Source organism: uncultured Helicobacter sp., assembly GCF_947367035.1.
Classification (GTDB): domain Bacteria; phylum Campylobacterota; class Campylobacteria; order Campylobacterales; family Helicobacteraceae; genus Helicobacter_D.
Genome location: NZ_CANBCA010000028.1, coordinates 1 through 20,714, shown reverse-complemented (window position 1 = coordinate 20,714; position 20,714 = coordinate 1). Strand labels below are relative to the sequence as shown.

At 35.6% G+C, this 20,714-nt stretch carries 23 protein-coding genes, 3 tRNA genes and 2 pseudogenes; 16 read left to right on the top strand and 12 right to left on the bottom strand.

The genetic code is table 11. The features are described 5' to 3' along the window. Positions 1–106: 106 nt before the first annotated feature. The 5 genes and pseudogenes from Q0Y61_RS08225 to Q0Y61_RS08205 form a co-directional block, all read left to right on the top strand. Positions 107–283, top strand: a pseudogene (locus Q0Y61_RS08225) (thiazole synthase); the annotation flags it as partial. Positions 284–297: 14 nt separating this feature from the next. After that, positions 298–1,017, top strand: a complete 720-nt coding sequence (cmoA, locus tag Q0Y61_RS08220; protein WP_297814128.1) for a carboxy-S-adenosyl-L-methionine synthase CmoA — start codon at positions 298–300, stop codon at positions 1,015–1,017. 165 nt (positions 1,018–1,182) lie between these two features. Further along, positions 1,183–1,824 (top strand): leucine-rich repeat domain-containing protein, encoded by a 642-nt coding sequence (locus Q0Y61_RS08215; protein ID WP_297814127.1) that lies wholly within the window; start codon positions 1,183–1,185, stop codon positions 1,822–1,824. A 62-nt stretch (positions 1,825–1,886) separates the two neighbouring features. Further along, entirely contained in the window at positions 1,887–2,612 is a 726-nt protein-coding gene (locus tag Q0Y61_RS08210; protein ID WP_297814126.1) for a hypothetical protein, read from the top strand. 3 nt (positions 2,613–2,615) lie between these two features. After that, a complete protein-coding gene (locus Q0Y61_RS08205; RefSeq protein WP_297814125.1) occupies positions 2,616–3,254 on the top strand; it encodes a M15 family metallopeptidase in 639 nt (212 codons plus the stop codon). Between the two features lie 11 nt (positions 3,255–3,265). Here Q0Y61_RS08205 and Q0Y61_RS08200 read toward each other — a convergent pair. The 4 genes and pseudogenes from Q0Y61_RS08200 to gpmI all read right to left on the bottom strand — a co-directional run. Continuing rightward, positions 3,266–3,529, bottom strand: a pseudogene (locus Q0Y61_RS08200) (FtsX-like permease family protein); the annotation flags it as partial. 385 nt (positions 3,530–3,914) lie between these two features. Continuing rightward, the gene (locus Q0Y61_RS08195; protein ID WP_297814123.1) at positions 3,915–5,255 is read right to left on the bottom strand and encodes a peptidase U32 family protein; all 1,341 of its coding nucleotides are present in this window, start codon (positions 5,253–5,255) and stop codon (positions 3,915–3,917) included. After that, a complete protein-coding gene (locus Q0Y61_RS08190; protein ID WP_297814122.1) occupies positions 5,252–5,950 on the bottom strand; it encodes a chemotaxis protein in 699 nt (232 codons plus the stop codon). The genes Q0Y61_RS08195 and Q0Y61_RS08190 overlap by 4 nt, the downstream gene beginning before the upstream one ends. A gap of 81 nt (positions 5,951–6,031) precedes the next feature. Further along, positions 6,032–7,516, bottom strand: a complete 1,485-nt coding sequence (gene gpmI / locus Q0Y61_RS08185) for a 2,3-bisphosphoglycerate-independent phosphoglycerate mutase (RefSeq protein WP_297814121.1) — start codon at positions 7,514–7,516, stop codon at positions 6,032–6,034. Between the two features lie 83 nt (positions 7,517–7,599). Here gpmI and mraY point away from each other — a divergent pair, with 83 nt between their 5' ends. The 5 genes from mraY to Q0Y61_RS08160 all read left to right on the top strand — a co-directional run bounded on the left by mraY (position 7,600) and on the right by Q0Y61_RS08160 (position 12,385). Beyond that, entirely contained in the window at positions 7,600–8,658 is a 1,059-nt protein-coding gene (gene mraY / locus Q0Y61_RS08180; RefSeq protein ID WP_297814120.1) for a phospho-N-acetylmuramoyl-pentapeptide-transferase, read from the top strand. A gap of 11 nt (positions 8,659–8,669) precedes the next feature. After that, entirely contained in the window at positions 8,670–9,968 is a 1,299-nt protein-coding gene (gene murD / locus Q0Y61_RS08175; protein WP_297814119.1) for a UDP-N-acetylmuramoyl-L-alanine--D-glutamate ligase, read from the top strand. Between the two features lie 136 nt (positions 9,969–10,104). After that, the gene (locus Q0Y61_RS08170) at positions 10,105–11,058 is read left to right on the top strand and encodes a hypothetical protein (protein WP_297814118.1); all 954 of its coding nucleotides are present in this window, start codon (positions 10,105–10,107) and stop codon (positions 11,056–11,058) included. A 135-nt stretch (positions 11,059–11,193) separates the two neighbouring features. Continuing rightward, positions 11,194–11,346 carry a hypothetical protein gene (locus Q0Y61_RS08165; RefSeq protein ID WP_297814117.1) on the top strand — a complete coding sequence of 51 codons (153 nt, stop codon included), beginning with the start codon at positions 11,194–11,196 and terminating at the stop codon, positions 11,344–11,346. Beyond that, entirely contained in the window at positions 11,336–12,385 is a 1,050-nt protein-coding gene (locus tag Q0Y61_RS08160) for an aldo/keto reductase (protein WP_297814116.1), read from the top strand. The genes Q0Y61_RS08165 and Q0Y61_RS08160 overlap by 11 nt, the downstream gene beginning before the upstream one ends. A gap of 82 nt (positions 12,386–12,467) precedes the next feature. Here Q0Y61_RS08160 and Q0Y61_RS08155 read toward each other — a convergent pair whose 3' ends face one another. The 4 genes from Q0Y61_RS08155 to Q0Y61_RS08140 form a co-directional block, all read right to left on the bottom strand. After that, positions 12,468–12,626, bottom strand: coding sequence for a cation transporter (locus Q0Y61_RS08155; RefSeq protein ID WP_297814115.1), 159 nt, complete (start codon positions 12,624–12,626; stop codon positions 12,468–12,470). A 36-nt stretch (positions 12,627–12,662) separates the two neighbouring features. Further along, positions 12,663–13,595 (bottom strand): tRNA 5-methoxyuridine(34)/uridine 5-oxyacetic acid(34) synthase CmoB, encoded by a 933-nt coding sequence (gene cmoB, locus Q0Y61_RS08150; protein ID WP_297814114.1) that lies wholly within the window; start codon positions 13,593–13,595, stop codon positions 12,663–12,665. 13 nt (positions 13,596–13,608) lie between these two features. Then, complete coding sequence (locus Q0Y61_RS08145; protein ID WP_297814113.1) at positions 13,609–13,824, bottom strand: hypothetical protein; 216 nt, start codon at positions 13,822–13,824, stop codon at positions 13,609–13,611. A gap of 215 nt (positions 13,825–14,039) precedes the next feature. After that, on the bottom strand, positions 14,040–14,183 hold the full coding sequence (locus Q0Y61_RS08140; protein WP_297814112.1) for a hypothetical protein: 144 nt from the start codon (positions 14,181–14,183) through the stop codon (positions 14,040–14,042). A 330-nt stretch (positions 14,184–14,513) separates the two neighbouring features. Between Q0Y61_RS08140 and Q0Y61_RS08135 the strand changes: the two genes are divergently transcribed. The 5 genes from Q0Y61_RS08135 to Q0Y61_RS08115 all read left to right on the top strand — a co-directional run bounded on the left by Q0Y61_RS08135 (position 14,514) and on the right by Q0Y61_RS08115 (position 19,887). Next, positions 14,514–15,113, top strand: a complete 600-nt coding sequence (locus Q0Y61_RS08135; RefSeq protein ID WP_297814111.1) for a Crp/Fnr family transcriptional regulator — start codon at positions 14,514–14,516, stop codon at positions 15,111–15,113. 66 nt (positions 15,114–15,179) lie between these two features. Further along, positions 15,180–15,800 (top strand): acetyltransferase, encoded by a 621-nt coding sequence (locus tag Q0Y61_RS08130; RefSeq protein ID WP_297814110.1) that lies wholly within the window; start codon positions 15,180–15,182, stop codon positions 15,798–15,800. A gap of 9 nt (positions 15,801–15,809) precedes the next feature. Further along, entirely contained in the window at positions 15,810–16,937 is a 1,128-nt protein-coding gene (gene pglE, locus Q0Y61_RS08125; protein WP_297814109.1) for a UDP-N-acetylbacillosamine transaminase, read from the top strand. After that, entirely contained in the window at positions 16,937–18,769 is a 1,833-nt protein-coding gene (gene pglF / locus Q0Y61_RS08120) for a UDP-N-acetylglucosamine 4,6-dehydratase (configuration-retaining) (protein WP_297814108.1), read from the top strand. The genes pglE and pglF overlap by 1 nt, the downstream gene beginning before the upstream one ends. Positions 18,770–18,810: 41 nt before the next feature. Further along, a complete protein-coding gene (locus Q0Y61_RS08115; RefSeq protein WP_297814107.1) occupies positions 18,811–19,887 on the top strand; it encodes a glycosyltransferase in 1,077 nt (358 codons plus the stop codon). A gap of 10 nt (positions 19,888–19,897) precedes the next feature. On the opposite strand, the gene Q0Y61_RS08110 is transcribed toward Q0Y61_RS08115, so the two are convergent. Next, positions 19,898–20,107 (bottom strand): hypothetical protein, encoded by a 210-nt coding sequence (locus Q0Y61_RS08110; RefSeq protein ID WP_297814106.1) that lies wholly within the window; start codon positions 20,105–20,107, stop codon positions 19,898–19,900. A 63-nt stretch (positions 20,108–20,170) separates the two neighbouring features. Between Q0Y61_RS08110 and Q0Y61_RS08105 the strand changes: the two genes are divergently transcribed. After that, entirely contained in the window at positions 20,171–20,314 is a 144-nt protein-coding gene (locus Q0Y61_RS08105; protein ID WP_297814105.1) for a hypothetical protein, read from the top strand. A 57-nt stretch (positions 20,315–20,371) separates the two neighbouring features. Here the strand turns inward: Q0Y61_RS08105 and Q0Y61_RS08100 are convergent. From Q0Y61_RS08100 to Q0Y61_RS08090, 3 genes are all read right to left on the bottom strand, one after another. After that, positions 20,372–20,448, bottom strand: a tRNA-Asp gene (locus Q0Y61_RS08100). A gap of 9 nt (positions 20,449–20,457) precedes the next feature. Beyond that, positions 20,458–20,533 (bottom strand) — tRNA-Val (locus Q0Y61_RS08095). Positions 20,534–20,556: 23 nt separating this feature from the next. Beyond that, a tRNA-Glu gene (locus tag Q0Y61_RS08090) sits at positions 20,557–20,631 on the bottom strand. Positions 20,632–20,714 lie beyond the last annotated feature (83 nt).

The window sequence follows — 20,714 nt, the reverse complement described above, 5'->3', positions numbered from 1 at the left end:
ATTTGTATTCCAAGCAATATCTATTTTCCCTCTTTAAGCCACTGCACTTGTCGCTCATAGTTGCTAAATAACACATAATCTAGTTATATCTTTAAAATAATCATTAGCAGATGCTGTGCTTACAAATACGGCAATTGCTCAAGCACAAAATCCTGTAACAATGGCAGAAGCGATGAAATATGCTATAAAGGCTGGAAGATTAAGCTATCTTGCTGGACGCATACCACGCAAAGCCTATGCAAGTGCAAGTTCTCCGCTTGAAGGTATGGCACAATTAAACTAGATTTAGGCAAATAAATGAAAGATACAATCTTTAAACAAGATATTGGCAAACAATTTGAATTTGATGCACAAGTAGCAAGTGTGTTTGATGATATGCTTGAGCGTTCAATTCCTCATTATAAAGAGGTGCTAGGTTTAATTGTAGATTTTTGCTCCTATACTTTAGAATCTTCTAAAAGTGCTATACCTCTTGTTTATGATTTAGGAAGCTCCACAGGAACGACACTTTTAGCTCTCTCTCAAGCCTTATCAGCACATACGCGTTTTATTGGTATTGATAGTTCTCAAGCTATGATTGATAAAGCCTCACTTAAAGCCCAAGCCTATAATGCAAACATTGAATTTATCTGCACAGACTTGCTTGAATACGATTTTTTGCACTCTGATATTGTAATTGCTAATTATAGCTTACAATTTATCCGCCCAATGCAACGCCCTGCACTTCTGCAAAAAATTTACAATGCTCTTACGGAGGGAGGAATTTTAATTGTGAGCGAAAAGATGACTTCTCATCATAGAATCCTTGATAGGCAAATGATAGAACGATATGTTCGCTATAAACAAGAGCAAGGCTACACAAAAACCGAAATTAGCAAAAAGCGTGAAGCATTAGAAAATGTGCTTGTGCCTTTTAGCCTTGAAGAAAATATTGCAATGCTTAAAGATATAGGTTTTAGTGGCATTGAGGTGCTTTTTAAATGGGTGAATTTTGGCACTTTGATTGCTAAAAAGTAATAAATATTTATATTTTATATGTATTTATTTTATGCAAACTAAAATTATAAAAGAAAAATAATGTAATTTATTGTAACTTATTTTAAAATTTTACTAAAAACTCTAAAAATTATTATTCAAAAAAAATGCGTGATATAATAATAGTAAAAACAAAAAGGAGAAACAATGAAACAAGAAGATAATGTTTCAAAACTTACCCCACAGGAACTTGAAGAGTTAAGTAATTGGCTATGGAATAATTGCGATGATTGCGGACTAATGCTTGAAGATATGACAGATTCTTTACGATATTGCGATGAAAATCCTGCAGATTTAGACCCTAGCGAACTTGAAGATTGGCTTTTGGAAACAAGACTATTTGCACTTGATGACAATTGCCCTGAGGGAATAAAAGATTTACCAAAAGCATTAGGTGCATTAAAGGGCTTAAAAGCCATTGTAGCACAGGAACAATCCATTCAAAGCATTCCTAAAGAAATATGTGAAATCAAGGGTTTAGAAGTTTTGGATTTATTTGATAATGAACTCACACAAATCCCACAAGAAATTGGCAAACTAGAATCTTTAAGAGAACTTTACTTAGGTGAAAATAACATTACATCTTTGCCAGAGAGTATAAAAAATCTACAATCTTTAGAAATTTTATGTTTGAATGACAATCCCATAAAAGCTTTACCAGAGTGGCTAAGTGAGTGTAAGAATCTAAAATGTATCGAAGTAGATGATGATGTGGAGATTCCCTCCTGTATTGATAGCACACTTATCAATGCCGATTATGAAGGCTATAGCAGCTATGATTATAGATAATCCTCTGCTATAATGGTGTAATTCATCATAACCAAGCACGATAAGAGGCTTTAGGAGGAGAAGTGGCAAAGATTGATAAGAGTATAAGCAAAGAATTAGAATCTTATTTTAAAGCATTAGCCAAAGCAAAGGGATTTAAAACTTACTCAAATTGGATTTTGTATAAACGCAATGGAGATGATTTTATTAGTGTGCATTATGAGTTATTACATAGGCGTCCAGATACATATCATACAGGCATTTGGAGTGTAGAGATTAAAGGCTATGAGATGGATAGACTCTATTGGGAAATTACAGAAGCAGAAGAATGCTTAACTTACAAAAGTGATGCTTTGAGGGCAAATGGTTCTTTTGTTGTGCCAAGCGAAAATATAGGAGCAGAAAAAAGCTTTTATGTAATCCCTTGTAAAAAGCCCTTTGATGAAGCCCAAATAACAACTATCAAAGAAAAACTCCCCTTAATGCTAGAGTATATCCAATCTTGTATTGATACCTTTTATGCAACATATCGCAATTTTGATGAATATGTGCAGCATCTCCAAGACCAAAGTGAGAAAAACTTACGATATAAAGTATTTTCTTTACTTGCTAAAGGAGATATTTTGAGTGTGCTCAATATTGCGCAAGAACAAGCAGCCATTGAGAAGCAAGAGTTAGGTAAAAATGAAATAGGCTTTTGGAGAATGTTGCTGAATTTTTTACATAAAAATGGAGAGAAAACGAACCTAAGCTTAGTAGAGAGATTTAAAATGCGTTTTAAAAATTTGACGTATGTTGAAAGAATGTAAAGAATGAAACTTGCCTTGCTTTTAATTATAATTATATGTAGCTTTGCGCAAGGCAAAGATTCTTTAATTGAAGATAAAATGCGTAATATTGGGCTTTTTGCACTTGAAGAAATAGATAAAGATACTTTTATCACGCGCCTTGCTTATGATAGTAAAGAAAACTTTATGAAAACAAATATCTATGCACCTTTTTCTTTACACAAATGCTATCTCCATAAAGATATGAAAGAGCATATGCAAAAACTTGCTAAGATTCTAAAAGCAAAGAATTTAAAGCTTATTGTGTATGATTGTTTCCGTCCTCAAGCTGCACAAGAGCTTGCTTGGAGTATTGTGCCTGATACGCACTATGTCGCTCACCCAAAGAAAGGCTCAAATCACTCAAGGGGGATTGCCATTGATGTGGGCTTAGCTCAAGGAAATGGAGAAACTTTAAGTATGCCAAGCGCATTTGATGAATTTAGTGCAAAAGCGTGGCGTGATTATATGTGTCCGCAATCTCAAACACAAAATTGTACTCATCGTAACGAACTCCAAGAGATAATGAGCCGAGCTGGATTAAAGAGTATAAAAACGGAATGGTGGCACTTTGAGCTTCCTATAAGTAATAAACACGACTACCCTATTCTTTCTCTCCCATAGAATCTACTCAACTATTCGTGGCGCAGCGCATCAATGGGATTAAGCTTTGAAGCTCTCCTTGCGGGAAGATAACCAAAGAGAACACCAATAAAAGCCGAAAATAAAAAGGCAATGATAGCCGTTGGAATATCAAAAATAAAAGGAATTTCCATATAATAACTTAGGCTTAATGAAGCAAAAAATGCCCAAATAATTCCAATTATTCCTCCAAGTGAGCTTAAGGTAATAGATTCTATTAAAAACTGCATAAGCACTTCACTCTGCAATGCACCAATAAAAACACAGGATTTTGGGAATAGTTAGGATTCATAAATAAAACTATAGTATTGAATTACAGCAAGATTTAAGAAGATTTGTTGTCTCTCACACGGAAAGATTAACAATTAAGAAATATAATCACATTTCACTTAAAATTTAAATGAAACAAGCCATAGATTGTTCAACAATCAAGATTAAAATCAAATCTTTTACTAGAATCAGCGTGTGTGAGTTTTGATAAAATAAAAGGCAAATATAATACTAAAAATATTTAAATTTAGCTATAAAAGCCAAGATTCCATTGCTAAACTTAAAACATACTTAATTAATGGATTGCTTCGTCATTTCACTCCTCGCAAAGACGCAAAATCAAAGTGCCAACTAGTGTCTAGTAGGCAGATTCTAAACCCTTTGGCGCAAAAAGCTAAAAGGCGGGAGCGCAAAAGGTAAGATAAAGGCATTTTCATTGCCACTATGGATAGATTCTAATTCCTTGCCATTAACCAATAGAATCTTAAAAAGACACAGGTATTTTTTGCCATTCTTTTCAAAAATCTCTCCTATGTCATTTTTGCCATTTTGAATAGAATCCCAATGTGCACTGACAATTTCTTTGGGTTCATTTGGGCGAATTGTATGCCGACAAAGCGCACTCTTGCCATCTTCACTCACTTCTGCATTAACTTGATAACTCCCCTCACTGATAGCAGTTAGATGATTTTGCGTGTTTAGCTTCTCATAAGGACGATGGATAAGGTAGCCCTCACTAAAGCCACGATTTTTAAGTGTTTCTAACTCATCAGTATAACGCGATTCCGCAAAATCCCCCTTTGCATAATCCTCCAAAGCCCTTTTATAAGCAAGTGCAGTAATTCCTGCGTAATAGCTTGATTTCGTGCGTCCCTCAATTTTGAGAGAATCTATTGCACCACTTTGCAAAATCATTGGAATATGTGAAGCGAGATTTAAGTCTTTGGCATTAAAAATATGCGTGCCAATTCCTTCTTCTTCCTCTAGTCGCAAAGTGATACCATTATCTGGATTGCGAGCATAGATTTCTTTACCATTGAATCGCACCAACGCGTCATTGGCTTCATTACGGATATAATATTCATAATCAAACCGACAATCATTTGCACAACTCCCACGATTTGGCACACGACCATTTTGCAAAGCAGAAATCAGACAACGTCCTGAAAATGCAAAACACATAGAGCCGTGTATAAAAATTTCTAATTCCAAATCTGGCAAAGCTTTTTTAATCTCCATTGCATCTTTCAAGCTTAACTCACGTGCAGCAATAATGCGTTTCACACCTAATTCATAAAATACTTGCGCATCAAGCACATTTAGCACATTAGCTTGAGTGGATAAGTGCAATGGAATTTCTGGGGCAATTTGCCGCGCCAACTTGACTACACCTGGAGTAGCAATGATGAAAGCATCAGGTTTTAGCTCCGCCATTTTTTCTATATGAGTTCTTAAAAGCTTTAATTGAGAGTTAAAAGGAAAACCATTAATGGTTACATAGATTTTTTTTTTCCTCTTGTGTGCGTATTCTACACCTTCTTTAAAAGAATCAAAGTTAAACTCTTTACCCGAACGATTCCTTAACGAAAAGTGGCTTACACCACCATATACTGCATCTGCTCCATATTCTAAAGCAATTTTTAATTTTTTAAGATTGCCTGCTGGCGAGAGAAGTTCTGGAATCTTAGAATCTTTTGGAATCGCATTCATCATTTGCCGAAGTTTGCAATCAAGGCTTCAATATCACTTTCATTGACAACATTTTCCGTTTTATCCCCTTGAATATGCACTGCAGAACTTACGCGCTTACTATCATCAATTTTGCCTTCAAATAATGAACTCATATATCTTGCGAGTGCGCGCATAATATTAATCACGCGTTCAATTTTTTGGCGATGAATATCTTGATATTGCATAGCTTCCATTGCTTCTAATGAAATATTAGAAATCTCTTGCAAGGAATCAGAAACTTTCTGCACATTGGACTTAACTTTTGTTGCTAACTCTAATTGCTCATTAAAAGTATGAAAATCTGGAAATTTAGAATGGAGTTTTTGTAGTAATTCTTCTTGTGCAACAATGAATTGTTGAATCTCACCAAAAGCATCTTCCACATCTGCATCTAAATTATTGATTTTTTCTAGCTTGTCAAACATTTCGGTTGCTTTGATTTCCGAATCACGTGTAACATCATCTAACTGATGCACTACTTTATGTTCTGCGGTTGGTGGAGGAGGGGGCCAACTTACATCTTGTTCAATGGAAAAATCCTCTGCTTTTGCTTCGCTTTTAATTGTTGGGTCTTCTAAAGATTCCTCCATTTCTTCCTCTACTTCTTGTTTCTCGCTTCCTTGTGCAACATCGTCCATATCACTACCCAATAGCGAATCCAATTCCTCTTGTGTCATTCTAAAACCTTGAAATAAGTTAAAATACTATCTGTTATTATACGATTAATTTTTATATTTTTGTTTAAATATAAAAATTTACTAAAAAAGTGGTTCATCCATTTCTTGCGGAATCGCAATTCCCATCATCTTTAAAATGCTTGGCGCAATATTATTTAATCCCCCATTTTGGACAGATTCTACACCTTTTGCCATTATAAAACACCACACATCGCCTATTGTATGATTTGTAAGGGGTTTGCCATTTTCATCTTTCATTTCTTCGCAATTTCCGTGATCACTTGTAAGAACCAATCCATAATCCTTGTCTTTTATCTTTTTATAAATCCTACCAATCTCATTATCTACAGATTCCACCGCCTTAATTGCTGCATCATAATTCCCTGTATGCCCTACCATATCACCATTAGCAAAATTTACTACGATAAAGTCGTATCCCTCTTCTATTGCCATTAAAACCGCATCACCGACTTGTGCCGCACTCATTTCTGGTTGCAAATCATAAGTAGCCACCTTTGGTGAAGGAACTAAAAGACGCGTCTCATTGGGATAAGGCTCTTCAATTCCTCCATTAAAAAAGAAAGTTACGTGGGCATATTTCTCTGTTTCAGCAGTATGAAATTGTCGTAAATTGTGATTTGAAATAACTTCGGCTAGGGTATTTTGAATACTTTCTTTTGGAAATAAAATTGGGAAAGAAAAAGTCTTATCATAAGAAGTCATCGTAACTAATGGAATCTTAACGAATCTCTTTCGCTCAAACTCATTAAAATCCTCCTTACCTAAGGCTTTCACAATCTCTCTTGCTCTATCACTACGAAAATTGACAAAAATCAATCCATCGTCAGATTGAATGCCCCTATAAGGCTCTTGATGAGAATCCAAAAAACAAGCTGGCACGATAAATTCATCGGTTATCTCTTGATTAAATTGAGATTGCAGGTATTCTTGAGGACTAAGAGTTTGTGCATTCTCACCTAGTGCGATGACATTATAAGCTTTTTCTATGCGCTCCCAACGATTATCTCTATCCATTGCATAATAGCGTCCGCTAATGCTTACGATACGAATTCTTTTACCTTGTATTTGAGATTCCACTTGTTCTAAAAATTTCGGCGCACTCTTAGGTGGCACATCACGTCCATCAGTCATTAAATGCAATAGCACTTCACATTGAGATTCTAACCCTAAAGCAAGCGCTAAAATATGTTGGATATGCGAATGCACACCACCATCACTTAAAAGTCCTACCAAATGCACGCATTTGCAATGCTTTAAACAATCCAAAGCAGGATTTTGCATTAAAGCGTTCTCCTGAATTGCTTTATTAATTTTAACTAAATCTTGATACAAAATCCTCCCGCTACCCAAGCTCATATGTCCTACTTCAGAGTTTCCCATTTGTCCTTCTGGCAAACCAACAGACAATCCGTAAGTCTGAATCATTCCAAAAGGCACTTCTTGAAATAATTTCTCATAAGTCGGCTTTTTTGCTGCAAAAAACGCATTATGCCTTTGCTTATCACTTTTCCCAATTCCATCTGTAATTACCAAGACTACTTTCATTATTAATTTTCCCGATTTTAAAGTTATTTTAGGTAGAATCCTACCTAATTTTTTCCTAAAATCTCATTTACTAAGTTTGGCTTATGTTGTATTATCTTTACTCTTTTTTAGATATTAATATCTTTCAATACATTACCGTGCGTGCAGCTATTGCGTTTTTTGTTGCGTTTTTACTAACCATTTTTGCACTACCCTATTATATTTTATGGGCAAGAAATAAACACGCAAGTCAGCCCATTTCAGAATTTGCTCCTAAAAATCATCAACAAAAAGCAAACACACCAACAATGGGTGGTATTGTTTTTGTTTGCACTACTCTACTTGCCACTTTGTTTTGTGCTAAACTGAATCACATTTATATATTGCTTGGAATCGCAACTTTGCTTTGCTTCGCACTACTTGGCATTAGCGATGATTATTCTAAAATCACACAATGCAAAAACGCTGGAATGCGTGCGAAAACTAAATTTTACTTACAAATTCTTATCAGTCTTATTCTCTCTTGTGGGCTATATTTCATCGGATTAAATACGGAATTTTATTTACCATTTTTTAAGAATCCTATGTTAAATTGGGAAATTTTTGGGATTTTATTTTGGACACTCGTTTTTATCGCAACAAGCAATGCAGTCAATCTTACAGATGGATTAGACGGATTAGTTGCGATTCCGTCTATTTATGCCCTCACTTCACTCACCGTTTTTGTCTATGTGACAGGACACTCAGGCTTAAGTGCTTATCTTCTTTATCCCAAAGTGCTAGATAGTGGAGAACTTGCAATTCTATCCTCTGCTCTTATTGGCGCACTCATTGGTTTTCTTTGGTATAACTGCCACCCCGCACAAGTGTTTATGGGGGATAGCGGGAGTTTAAGTCTTGGTGGGTTTATTGCTTATATGGCGATTGTGTCTAAAAATGAGATTCTACTTTTTTTGATTGGTTTTATCTTTGTTGTAGAAGCATTATCCGTTATCTTACAAATTGGAAGCTACAAGACGCGTGGCAAAAAGATTTTTTTAATGGCTCCCCTACATCATCACTTTGAAGAAAAGGGTTTAAGTGAGAGCAAAATAATCGTGCGATTCTGGATTGTCGCACTAATGAGCAACCTTATTGCACTTTTAAGCTTAAAAATACGCTAAAAAGGATTGATATGCGAATACTTTTAGGATTTGGAAGCACGAATCGTGCGATTGCACAATCTTTTGCGCCTTGTATTGTGCTAGATGATAATTTCACAAAAAAAAGCCAAGATAATTTGGGCAATCTTTTGCTTCCAAGTGCAAATCTAAGTGAAGTTTTAGAGCAAAATCCTGAAGCCTCCATTATTACAAGCCCCGGGATTCCACCATATAATCCAATGATTCGCGAAACACAAGAGTTTATTACCACACACAAAAAAGCGCGTTTGTTAAGTGAATATGATTTTTTTGCACTAGAATTTAAAAAAATACCGCCCTCAATTTGGATTAGTGGCACCAATGGCAAAACAACCACTACACAAATGCTGACGCATTTATTGCACTCTTTTGGCGCACAAAGTGGTGGAAATATCGGCACACCTCTAGCTAAACTTGACAGAAATGCGTCTTTGTGGATACTAGAGACTAGCTCTTTTACACTACATTACACGCACTTTGCTAAACCAATTCTCTATCTACTCCTCCCTATCACTCAAGACCATATTAGTTGGCACGGAAATTATGAAAATTATATTGCGGATAAACTTAAACCGATTCTCTTTTTACGAGATAAAGAAATAGCAATTCTGCCCAAAAACTTAAAATCTCATTCTTTTTGCAAACAATCTCTTGCAAATCTTATTTTTTATGAAAATGCACAAGATTTAGCAAAGATTTTTCACCTAACTTTAAGTGCAATTACCTTTAAAGAGCCTTTTTTGCTAGATGCTGCACTTGCAATGAGTGCGTGTGAGATTCTCTTTTTTACCCAAGACTATACACTTCTAAAGTCCTTTAAAATTGGCGCACATAAAATGGAAGAATTCTATGATGAATCGGGAAATCTTTGGATAGATGATAGCAAGGGAACGAATCTTGATGCAACCATAGAAGCGATTAAATGCTATCAGGATTCGCAAATTCTGCTGATTCTTGGAGGAGACGACAAAGGAGCGGATTTAACTCCACTTTTTGATTGGATTGCAAAGTGCAAAATAGAAATTTTTGCTATTGGAAGCAACACAGAAAAACTCTGCAAACTTGCCAAAGCTACAAATACCCCTTGCAATGCTTGTTATACACTTGAGGTTGCCGTGCGCAAAATTCAAGAAATCTTTGCACAAAAAGCCAAAGATTCTCACTCCAAGACCCCGCCCACTATTGCACTACTTTCCCCAGCAGCGGCGAGTTTAGACCAATTTAGCTCCTACAAAGAAAGAGGGGAGAAATTCAAAGCCTATGCACTTAAAATAACTTCAACTGCACTTTAAAACTTAGGAATCCTTTTTGCTTATCAAATGACAAAACTAAAAGGATTTTTATGTTTATCAAAGCTTTATCTCTCTTGCCGATTTAACTTTCATACCAACTTCTAGCGCAATCAAAGATTCTATTAAAAATGCCAAAATGGAATCCCAAAACGACTTTGACAAACTCTTGTCTTTTGACACACAAACACCACAAGAAAATCCAATCTCCATTCCACTAAGTGATATTGTGCCAAACTTCTCTTTAGCATTTGGTGCGGAATCACAAAACATACAAGAGATAAAATCTCTAGCCAACTCTAATCAATGCGGATTTTTAGAATCTCTACTCAACGGCAAAGAATCCCTTGATATAAAAAACCTCAACCCGCTCTCTTATCCTCGCAGTATTTCTGTGATAAACGAACTAATGCAAGAAAAAGCGGAAAAAATCTATGCAACAACGCACGACCCAAATGACCTTAAATTGCACTTACTGCTAATCTATAAAGAGCAATTTACAAATCTTGGCACAACAATGCAAACGTCAAAACGAGATTTAACCAACAAAGCAGAAAGGCTCACTTCACTTCTACCAAACTCTATGGAACAAAATCCTAATTTGTTTTTAGAACGTGCCCAAGAAGTATGGAGTAGCGCAAAAGCATTCCAAGAATCTGCTAGAGATGGATTGCTATGGATTAATGCATTTTTTTCTACATTTGAAGATACATTGAGTGATAGAGAAAAGAATCTCATCTTTAATCACGCTAAAACAATTCAAACGCATTGGAAAGCACAAGCTGGAGGAGAAGATGGCAAAATCGTGCTAGAGAATGGAATGATTTACCAAGAATATCAAAACGATGAAACACCAGATATTTATGGATTTACCATCATTACACAAAATTTTGTCTATGCTTACAGGGAAGAAACTTTAGAGGATAACACCACACAAGTGGTATTGCAAATCTATGAAAAAGCAATCAATGGCAACACAGCTTCAAATGTTCAGACCAACATAATCCACTTCAGCCGACAAATGCAAAAGTCCTTAGATTTCAATGGACAGAATTTAAAATTAGTCGGTGAAATTCATCGGATTGAGAAATAAAAACATTACAAAATTACCTAAACGTCTAGAATCCTTAGAAAAGTTTTAAAAATTTCAAAAAAACATTATAATGCTAAACTTAAATTCTACAAAAGGAAAGTCAATGAAAAAACAGCCTCTATTACAGGTGGCTCTATGGGAATAGCAAACGCTTGTGTTCAAAAGTTTGCAAGTTGTGGTTGGAATGTCACTTTTACAGGCATTAACGAATATATTGGTAAAAATCGCAAAGTAAAATCTGCTAGATTGCAACCAAAAATTTTAAATAAGGACAAAAATGATTTATAGAAGATTAGGAAATTCTGGAATCAAAATTCCAGCAATGACGTTTGGAACAGCAACTTTTGGTGGTGTTGGAGAGTTTTTTAAAGCGTGGGGAAATATACAACTCCAAGAAGCAAAAGAACTCATTGCAGTCTGTTTAGAAAATGGTGCAAATGCTTTTGACACCGCGGATTGCTATTCAAATGGTAAAGCAGAGGAGATTCTAGGAGAACTCATTAAAGAAAGACGCAAGGAGATTTTTCTCTCCACAAAAACAGGAATGATTCTAAATGATGACAAAAATAATTCTGGAACAAGCTTTTCGCGCATTATGCAATCGTGCGAAAATAGTCTTAAGCGATTACAAACCGATTATATTGACCTCTATTATTTCCACTCTTTTGACGCGCTCACGCCAATAGAAGAAATGCTAAGGGCGATTGAGATTCTAATTCAACAAGGAAAAATCCGATATTTTGGTGTCTCAAATTATAGTGCGTGGCATTTGATGAAAATGCTAAGTATCTGCAAAAAATACAACCTTCCAAAACCTGTCGTGCATCAAGCCTATTATTCTCTTGCTGCAAGAGAACTAGAATGGGAACTTTTGCCATTAGGAATTGACCAAAAAGTTGGCACCCTCGTATGGTCTCCTCTCTCTGGCTCTATGCTCTCTGGCAAGATTTCAAGACATAAAGCCCCACCAAGTGATAGTCGCCTCTCTACAAACTATACTTGGGGTATAGATAGGGAAAAACTCTTTGACATCATTGATGTTTGCGAAGAAATTGCAAAAGAAACAGGATATTCTATCGCACAAATTGCTCTTGCGTGGCTTTTAACACGTCCAAGTATCAGTGGGCTTATTATTGGTGCAAGGACTAAAGAACAGCTGATAGAAAACTTCAAAGCCACACAAATTTTACTCTCTTGTGAGCATTTAGAAAAGTTAGAAAAAGTAAGCCGTGTGCGTCCCATATATCCTTATTGGCATCAGCAAATGACCGTTCCTCACAGAGACCCACACTGCATAGACATCACAACCAATCTAACAAACGCATAGATAAATGGCATATCCTTATTTGCCTTTTACAAGGTATTCTAGGGATTCTGCTAAGAAGCTAGCACAAGGTAATAAAGTAAAATTAAGGAACAAACACTCCACTATAACCCATTGTTTTAATAGCTTCCAAAAGCCTCTCTTCTATGATATTTTCTTCACACTCTACTTTGGCAATCTTATCCTTTAAGCTTGCCTTGGCACTTTTAACGCCCTCTACTTTCAAAAGTGCTTTTCTCACCATTGCAGTGCAAATTTGATGAATTTTAATAGAATCTCTTTAACTAAGCCTTTTTGCCTTTAAATACGCGCGTCTTGGAGCAGGATAACCCTCAATCGTTTGCTTACCATTTGGCATTAAAAAATCTTCTAAAGATTCTCCGCCACTCCATTTTGTTTTGCGCTGCTCCTCAAATGCAGTTTTTAATGTCGCAATATGCACGATTTCTCTAAATCCACACTTTTCTAGCCAACCTTGAAAAGTGCGAAGAGTGGGGATAAAATAGACATTGTTCATTTTAGCATAACGTCCTTTAGGGCAAAGTGCAATCTCTTGCTCTCCTTCAATGATTAAACTATCAAATACTGCTTCGCCGCCACTTTTTAAAGCATTATAGACAAGCTTAATTGATTCTAGGGGACTCTTGCGATGGTATAACACCCCAAGGCAAAATAACACATCAAACTTACCTTCAAAATAAAGCAATTCCTCTATGCCGAGTAATTCAAATTTCAAACGATGATCACGGATAAAAAATTGTAAAAATTGGTATTGCAAAAAGCATAATGGCATAGGGTCAAATCCTATGATTTGAGTCGGATTATGTGCCAACGCCCGAATCATATAATAGCCATTATTGCACCCTATATCCCCTATAATCTTGTCTTCCAAATTCAAATGTGGTGCAAGCAAATTGTATTTAATTGCACTATTCCATTCACTCTGAATCTCCAAACCATTAATCCTAAAAGGACCTTTACGCCAAGGAATCAAGGCTTTTGCAACTTGGCAAACCCTTTCAAAAGATTTTTCGTTAAGATTTGGTAGTAAAATCTCAATAAAATCTCCATCAACTACTTTTGTCCCTCTCAATTCAGACTTTGGAATTGCATTTAAACATTTTATCTGTGCAGATAAGGGAAGAATGTGCTTAAAACCTAAAACACGCTTACGCTCTGCCCTGCTTTGCTCTAAATTTTGATGTGGTTTCATCAGTTATAGTGAGTTAAAAAGATTCTAGTGCTTCTTGCTGTTGCAAGGCTTTTTCTTTATAAATCAAATTATCTGGACAAGTTTCATGGTAATTTCCCTGCGCATCGTAATAGTAACCTTTTTCGTCCCAATAAGACGAGGAGATTCCACAAGCATTTTGATAGCAACCGCCATAAATTACTGCTCCAAACACAAGAATACCGAGTTTTAAAATTCGTAACTTTTGCATATTTTCTAAACCTTGCTATTTTATTATCAAATTATACTTAAAAAGTGTAGTTTGCACAATAAAATTTTATGTGTAATTTAGAAATAAATAACTTATGTTAATATTTGCTTTCATAAAGCATAAATTGGAATCTTGTAGCAATCATTTGTGCTCTTTGTATAATCTGTATTGCCACCTCCTCATTAAACACTTGCTTTAACTCTCCTCAAATAAATTTAGCTAAATTCCAAAAATTCTCGCAAAATAAGAATCATCAGTGCAATCACAAATGCCAAAAGAGCTTTTAAGCTTAAAAACTGCTGCAAAGTTATAGCATAATAACCCATTTCTTCTCCGACATATTGATTTAACTTTGTCAATTATGTTACGATAAGTAACATAATTGACAAAGTGACATATACTTACTTCTCTTCCCCATAGTAAAGGACATTTATCTGCAAACTCATTGCCTAAAACTTTGCGAACTTGGCTTAAAAACACTACATCACAAAAGATATATTCAATAAAGATAATAGCACAAAAACAAATGCACAATTAAAATGAGGATAGAGATTCTCCTATTCTTTTTCCTTAAATAATCTTTTATTTTTCATAATGCTACCCAATTTTTTTAACAAGAAAGTTGATAATTGTTAATGCTTTTGTTAAAATATCTAAATCCCAAGATTCCAAAATGTTAAGGAATTTCTATGCAAGACTGCTTTAAATTACTCTTTTCTTTAGGCTATAAGCGTTTTTATCACGCAAAGGAAATTTTATTTTTTGAAGGTGAGATTCCAAAACAGCTTTTTGTGTTATTGAATGGAAGAGTTAGAATTTATAAAACCTTAGAAGAATCTCCAAAGACTAGAGGTAGAAAGGCAAAGATCAAAGAACAAACCCTTCATTCTATCTATGCCCCAAATTTTATCTCTGAAATACCAAGCTTTTTGAACGAACCCTTTCCTGTAAATGCTGCCTGTGAGGAAGAATGCGAAATCTTAGAAATTAACCTCGCCACATTTCAAAAACATTGTATGGAAAACCCCTCCTTTTGTCGCAATTTCATTGCCTCACTTTGCGATAAAATCAAAATATTAGAATCGCATATTGCCCAAAATTCCTTAAGTTTAAAAGAACGTCTAATGGAATTTTTACGCATCAATAAAACCGAACTTGCTAATTTAACTCAACGCGAAATAGCCCAAAGGCTCAATACAAGCGCAGAATCTCTCTCTCGCATTTTAAGAGAACTTAAAGCACAAGGGATTCTAAGCACACAAAAAGGAAAAATTATTTTAAAAGCATAAATCTTTCATTATTAAGCTTTTTAAGATTTCGGTAAAATTGCAGTTTATTTTAATACAAGGGTATGAATGAAAAAACTAGCCATATTTGGTGCTGGTGGTCATAGTGCAGTGATTGCAGATATTTTAGAATCTCAAAATTTATCTTTTGAGATTCTCATTGATGACAATCCTCAAGGCAAGATGCTTAATGGAATAAATGCAATAACAAGAACAGAATTTCTCCACCTCACAAACGCAAAAGAATTTGGCGTTATTTTAGCCATTGGAGATAACCTCGTGCGTCAAAATCTTTATCAATTTTTTACTAAAAATCAATTTTGTTTGCCTTTGATTGCTCATTCTAGTGCTATAATCTCAAAATCAGCCAAAATTGCTAATGCAAGTGTGATTATGCCAAATGCCATTATTAATGCTCACGCCCAAATTGGTGCTGGAGTCATTGTTAATAGCGGTAGTATTATAGAACACGATTGCAAAATTGGGGATTTTTCACACATTGCACCTAGCGCAACCCTTTGTGGTAATGTGCATATTGGAACTTGCACACATATTGGCGCAGGAAGTGTTGTGATTGAAGGCAAAAGCATTGGAGAATCTTGTTTGGTTGGTGCAGGAAGTGTTGTGGTTTGCAATATAGCATCACATAAAAAAGTTGTTGGCAATCCAGCAAAAAAAGAATTAATTTAAGGAGACATAATGGGATTTAGAATTTTTTTATCTCCTCCACAAATGAGTGGCAAAGAATCGCAATATGTTAATGAAGCCTTTGCGAGTAATTATATCGCTCCACTAGGAGCATTTGTGAATCGCTTAGAAGAAAATATCCAATCTTACACAAACTCTCCTAATGCTTTAGCACTAAATTCTGGCACAGCAGCATTACACTTAGCCTTACGCGTTAGTGGAATCAAACAAGGTGATTTTGTGCTTGCTAGTAGCTTCACTTTCATTGGTTCTATTGATGCGATTCTTTATCAAGGTGCGATTCCAATCTTCATTGATAGTGATTTGGACTCTTGGAATCTAAACCCAAAGCTACTTTTACAAGCTTTAGAATCTCTGCCTAAAAAGCCAAAAGCCCTCATCGTTACACATCTCTATGGACAATGTGCAAAAATTGCAGAGATTGCAGAGATTTGCACCCAATATGGAATCTTACTAATTGAAGATGCCGCAGAATCACTTGGGGCATTTTATGATAAAAGACACAGCGGAACTTTTGGAGAGTTTGGCGTTTTGTCATTCAATGGCAACAAAATCATTACCACAAGTGGTGGCGGGTTGTTACTTGGAAAAAATCAAGAAAAAATAGAAAAGGCGCGCTATTACTCTACCCAAGCACGAGAGAATTTGCCTTTTTATGAGCATTTGGATTATGGTTACAATTACCGCTTGAGCAACATTTGTGCTGCTATTGGTGTAGGACAATTAGAACAAATTGAAGCCAAAGTTGCCAAAAGACGCGAAATTTTTAAATGGTATCACGAAGCACTACACAAGGAAGTAGAATCGCAAAAATTAGAATTTATGCCCGAGATTCCAAACTCAAGAGGTAATCGTTGGCTCACAACTTTGCGCTTCTTAGAACCCAAAGCTAACCCTTTAACTCTTGTAGAATTGCTTGCTAAAGCAGGAATAGAATCACGTCCATTATGGAAACCTATGCACCTACAACCACTCTTTAGAGATTCTGCTTCTTTTGTTGATGGAACAAGCCAAAAGCTATTTGAAAGTGGAATCTGCTTACCAAGTGGTGGCACATTAGAAAAATGTGCTATTGATGAGATTACAAGTCTCATTCAAAAATTCCTAAAGAATTGCTAGTGTTGCAATCTATTTTATTCCGTCCAAGCAATGCCAAACGCATTATATTTTTTATTTGTATAGATTTGTTAGTCTCCTATTTCACGCTTATTCTCTCTTATGACTTGCGCTTTAGCTTTCAAGTTCCTTTAGAATTTAACTTCTCTGTTGTGCTTGTCTTTTTTACATTAATTTTTCTAAAAATCTTGCTTTTAAGTGTATTTAAAATCTATCTTGTGCCTTGGAGATTCTTTGGTTTATCAGAAGCGTTAAAGATATTTTATGCGCATATTGTAGCTTATGGAATCTTTTGTGGAATTGCACTTTGGGGAGGTTTATTGGGAAATTTTCCCTTAAGTGTCATAGGGATTGATTTTGTCATTTCTAATATTTTTGTTGGCGCAATTCGTATCTCTAAACGCATTTATTTAGAAAACTCGCCTAAAAACTCGCCTAAGCCCGCTGTAATTTTTGGTGCAAATACACAAAGTGCGACACTAATTAAAGCGGCTCTCAATAGTGAGATTCCCTTTTACCCACTCGCCATTATTGAAGAAGATGAAAAAACAATTGGTAATTATATTTCAAATCTTAAAATTTACCCTAAAAGTGCGTTAAAAGAGTTGATACAAAAACACAAAATCAAATCTGCAATTCTCACGCATTCTTTTGCCAAACCACCACTAGAAGAAATCTTTAATCAACTAACACAATTGGGCATAGATGAAATTAAAATTGCCAATTTATTAAAAGACGGTGCAAAAAAAAATGTCGTAGAACCGCTAAAAAGCATCTCTATTGAGGATTTACTCTCTCGTCCAAGCAAAGATTTAGATAAAGAAGTCATTGGTGCATTTTTAAAAGATAAAAGAGTGCTTATTACTGGGGCTGGCGGGAGCATTGGAAGTGAAATTGTGCGTCAATGTGTAGAGTTTGGCGCAAAACGTATTGTGCTAGTAGAACATAGTGAATTTAATTTATATGCAATTTTAGAAGAATTAAATCAAACCTGCACACAACAAAATATAAACCCAAAAGATTTGCTTCGCCCCTGCTTGCTAAGTATCTTAGAGAAAGAAAGGTTTAGTGCATTAATTCAAGAAGAAAAGCCAGATATTATTGTCCATGCTGCGGCTTATAAACACGTGCCTCTTTGTGAATACAATCAAAAAAGTGCGATTGAAAATAATATTATCGGGAGCAAAAATGTGCTAGACAGTGCAATTGGAGCAGCAGTGCCAAAAGTTGTCGTTATTTCTACAGATAAAGCAGTGCGTCCAGCAAATGTTATGGGTGCAACCAAACGCATTGTAGAACTCTATGCTCAAAATGTAAAATCCAAAAAAAGCGAGATTGTTGCCGTGAGATTTGGGAATGTGTTGGGCAGTAGTGGTTCAGTTGTCCCAAAATTCAAAGCACAAATAGAAAGTGGTGGTCCTATTACCGTTACACACCCAGAAATTACACGTTACTTTATGCTAATCCCTGAAGCTTGTCGGCTAGTACTTCAAGCAGGTGCAATAGCCAAAGGCGGAGAAATTTTTATTTTAGATATGGGAGAACCGGTTAAAATCGTGGATTTAGCCAAAAATATGTTGCGACTTTATGGTAAAGAAAACGAAATTTCTATTGAATTTAGCGGATTGCGCCCGGGAGAGAAACTTTATGAAGAATTACTACTTAGCGAGAGTGAGGGGAAGACAAAATACCCCTCTATACAAGTTGCTCGCCCCACGCAATACAATATTGACCAACTCAATGTAGATATTTTAGAATTAATGAAGTGTCAAAGTTCTAAAGAACGGATTGCTAAACTTAAAGAAATTGTAGTGGAGTTTAATCATAATGCTTAAAATGAAATCTTTGAAAAATTTGGCGTAAAAGAGTTTTATCAATGAAAGATTCAAAGTGCAAAACCCTAGCACTTGTCATCTCTTCTCTTAGAATGGGTGGAGCAGAACGTGTAGCAAGTCTTGTCGCAAATGAGTTTGCAAACCAATATAGAATCTTGCTTTTTTTATGGAATGATGAAGAAAGATTCTATCCATTAGATTCTAGTGTGGAAGTGCAAATTATCTCTGCTAAAAAGCGTGGAGTATTTGGAAATATCCAGCGCATCTTCAATCTGTGGAGAGCCTTTAAAACTGAAAGGGTTAATTTAAGCATTAGTTTTATTCATCAAACCAATGTTTTAACAATTCTTGCTTCTAAAATGGCTGGGATTCCGTGTATTGCGACAGAACATAGTGTTTTTAATGCATTGGAATCTAAAATTTGGCAAACTTTGCGCTATTGGACTTATCCTCTAGCAAGTTGCATTACCACTCTTACAAAACAGGATTTAAAACACTATTGCTTTGTCAAAAATGTCTATGTTTTACCCAATCCTGTGGAGATAGAATGTCATCACTCCTTAATGCGAACAGAGGAAATAGAATCTTACAAGCCTTATATTTTAAGTGCTGGACGAATGATTACCTCTAAAGGCTTTAATGAATTGATAGAAGCTTTCAGAATCTTTAGCACACAATTTCCACAATACTCTTTACTACTTGCAGGTGATGGAATCCAAAGGCAAGCATTAGAGGAGCAAGCCAAAGGATTAAAATGTAAATTTTTAGGCAAAATAGAATCTCTGGCACCTTATTATGCTAATGCGGATTTTTTTGCACTTGCAAGCCATAGAGAAGCCTTGAGCAATGTTTTAATTGAATCCCTTTTGTGTGGCACACCTGTGGTGAGTTATGATTGCCCTTATGGACCTAGAGAAATTATTACTTGGGATTGCACTAAACGCAATGGAATCTTAGTAGAAATGAATGAAAATAGGGTGGAATCTCTAGCATCTGCATTAGCGAAAATGTCGCAAGAGAGAGAGGATTATGCTAAAAATACTTCGGTAATTCAGGAGCATTTTTCATATAAGGTTGTATTAGAAAAGTGGAAAACATTGATTCATCAGTTTATTTAGTCATTATAAATTAAAATCTAGCATAAGAACGACTAAAGATAAAAGCTCTTTTAAAATATTTTTTATAAATAGATTGTTCAAAGTAGCTTGTATTTCCTAATCTTGCGATATCCAACTCTTTGGCTGGTTGTATCTGTTGTTCCATTATCAAAATTTTGCTTTCGCAACCTTGGAATATCAAAACTAAAAAAATCAATGCGACATAAATTAAATGCTTCATTGCAAATCCTTGAATTTGTTTTCAAGAATTATAAAAAAGACTAGTGGATAAAAAACAAGGAAATTGTTAAGATTTGGTCAAATTAAAAGTGGCTTTACTGCTTCATCTACTAAAGTTACCTGCCCATTAGAAGTTTATGCGGTGTGTGGATTCCAAACCTTAGAATCAAAAGGATTTGATTGCAATCTTTCCTTATCGGAAATTTAGTTTAAAAGATACGTATTGTCGTGTGCATTAACTATGAAAATGGAAGTAAAAAAGAAGTGGCGGAGCGGACGGGACTCGAACCCGCGACCCCCTGCGTGACAGGCAGGTATTCTAACCAGCTGAACTACCGCTCCATATTTAAATGGTGGTCGCTATAAGACTCGAACTTATGACATCCACCTTGTAAGGGTGGCGCTCTACCAACTGAGCTAAGCGACCATTCAGGGAAAACTAAATAAAAGTGGTGACTCCTAGGGGATTCGAACCCCTGTAGCCACCGTGAAAGGGTGGTATCCTAACCGTTAGATGAAGGAGCCACTTTTATTTATAGTGGTGACCCGCGTTGGATTCGAACCAACGGCCCATTCCTTAAAAGGGAATTGCTCTACCAACTGAGCTA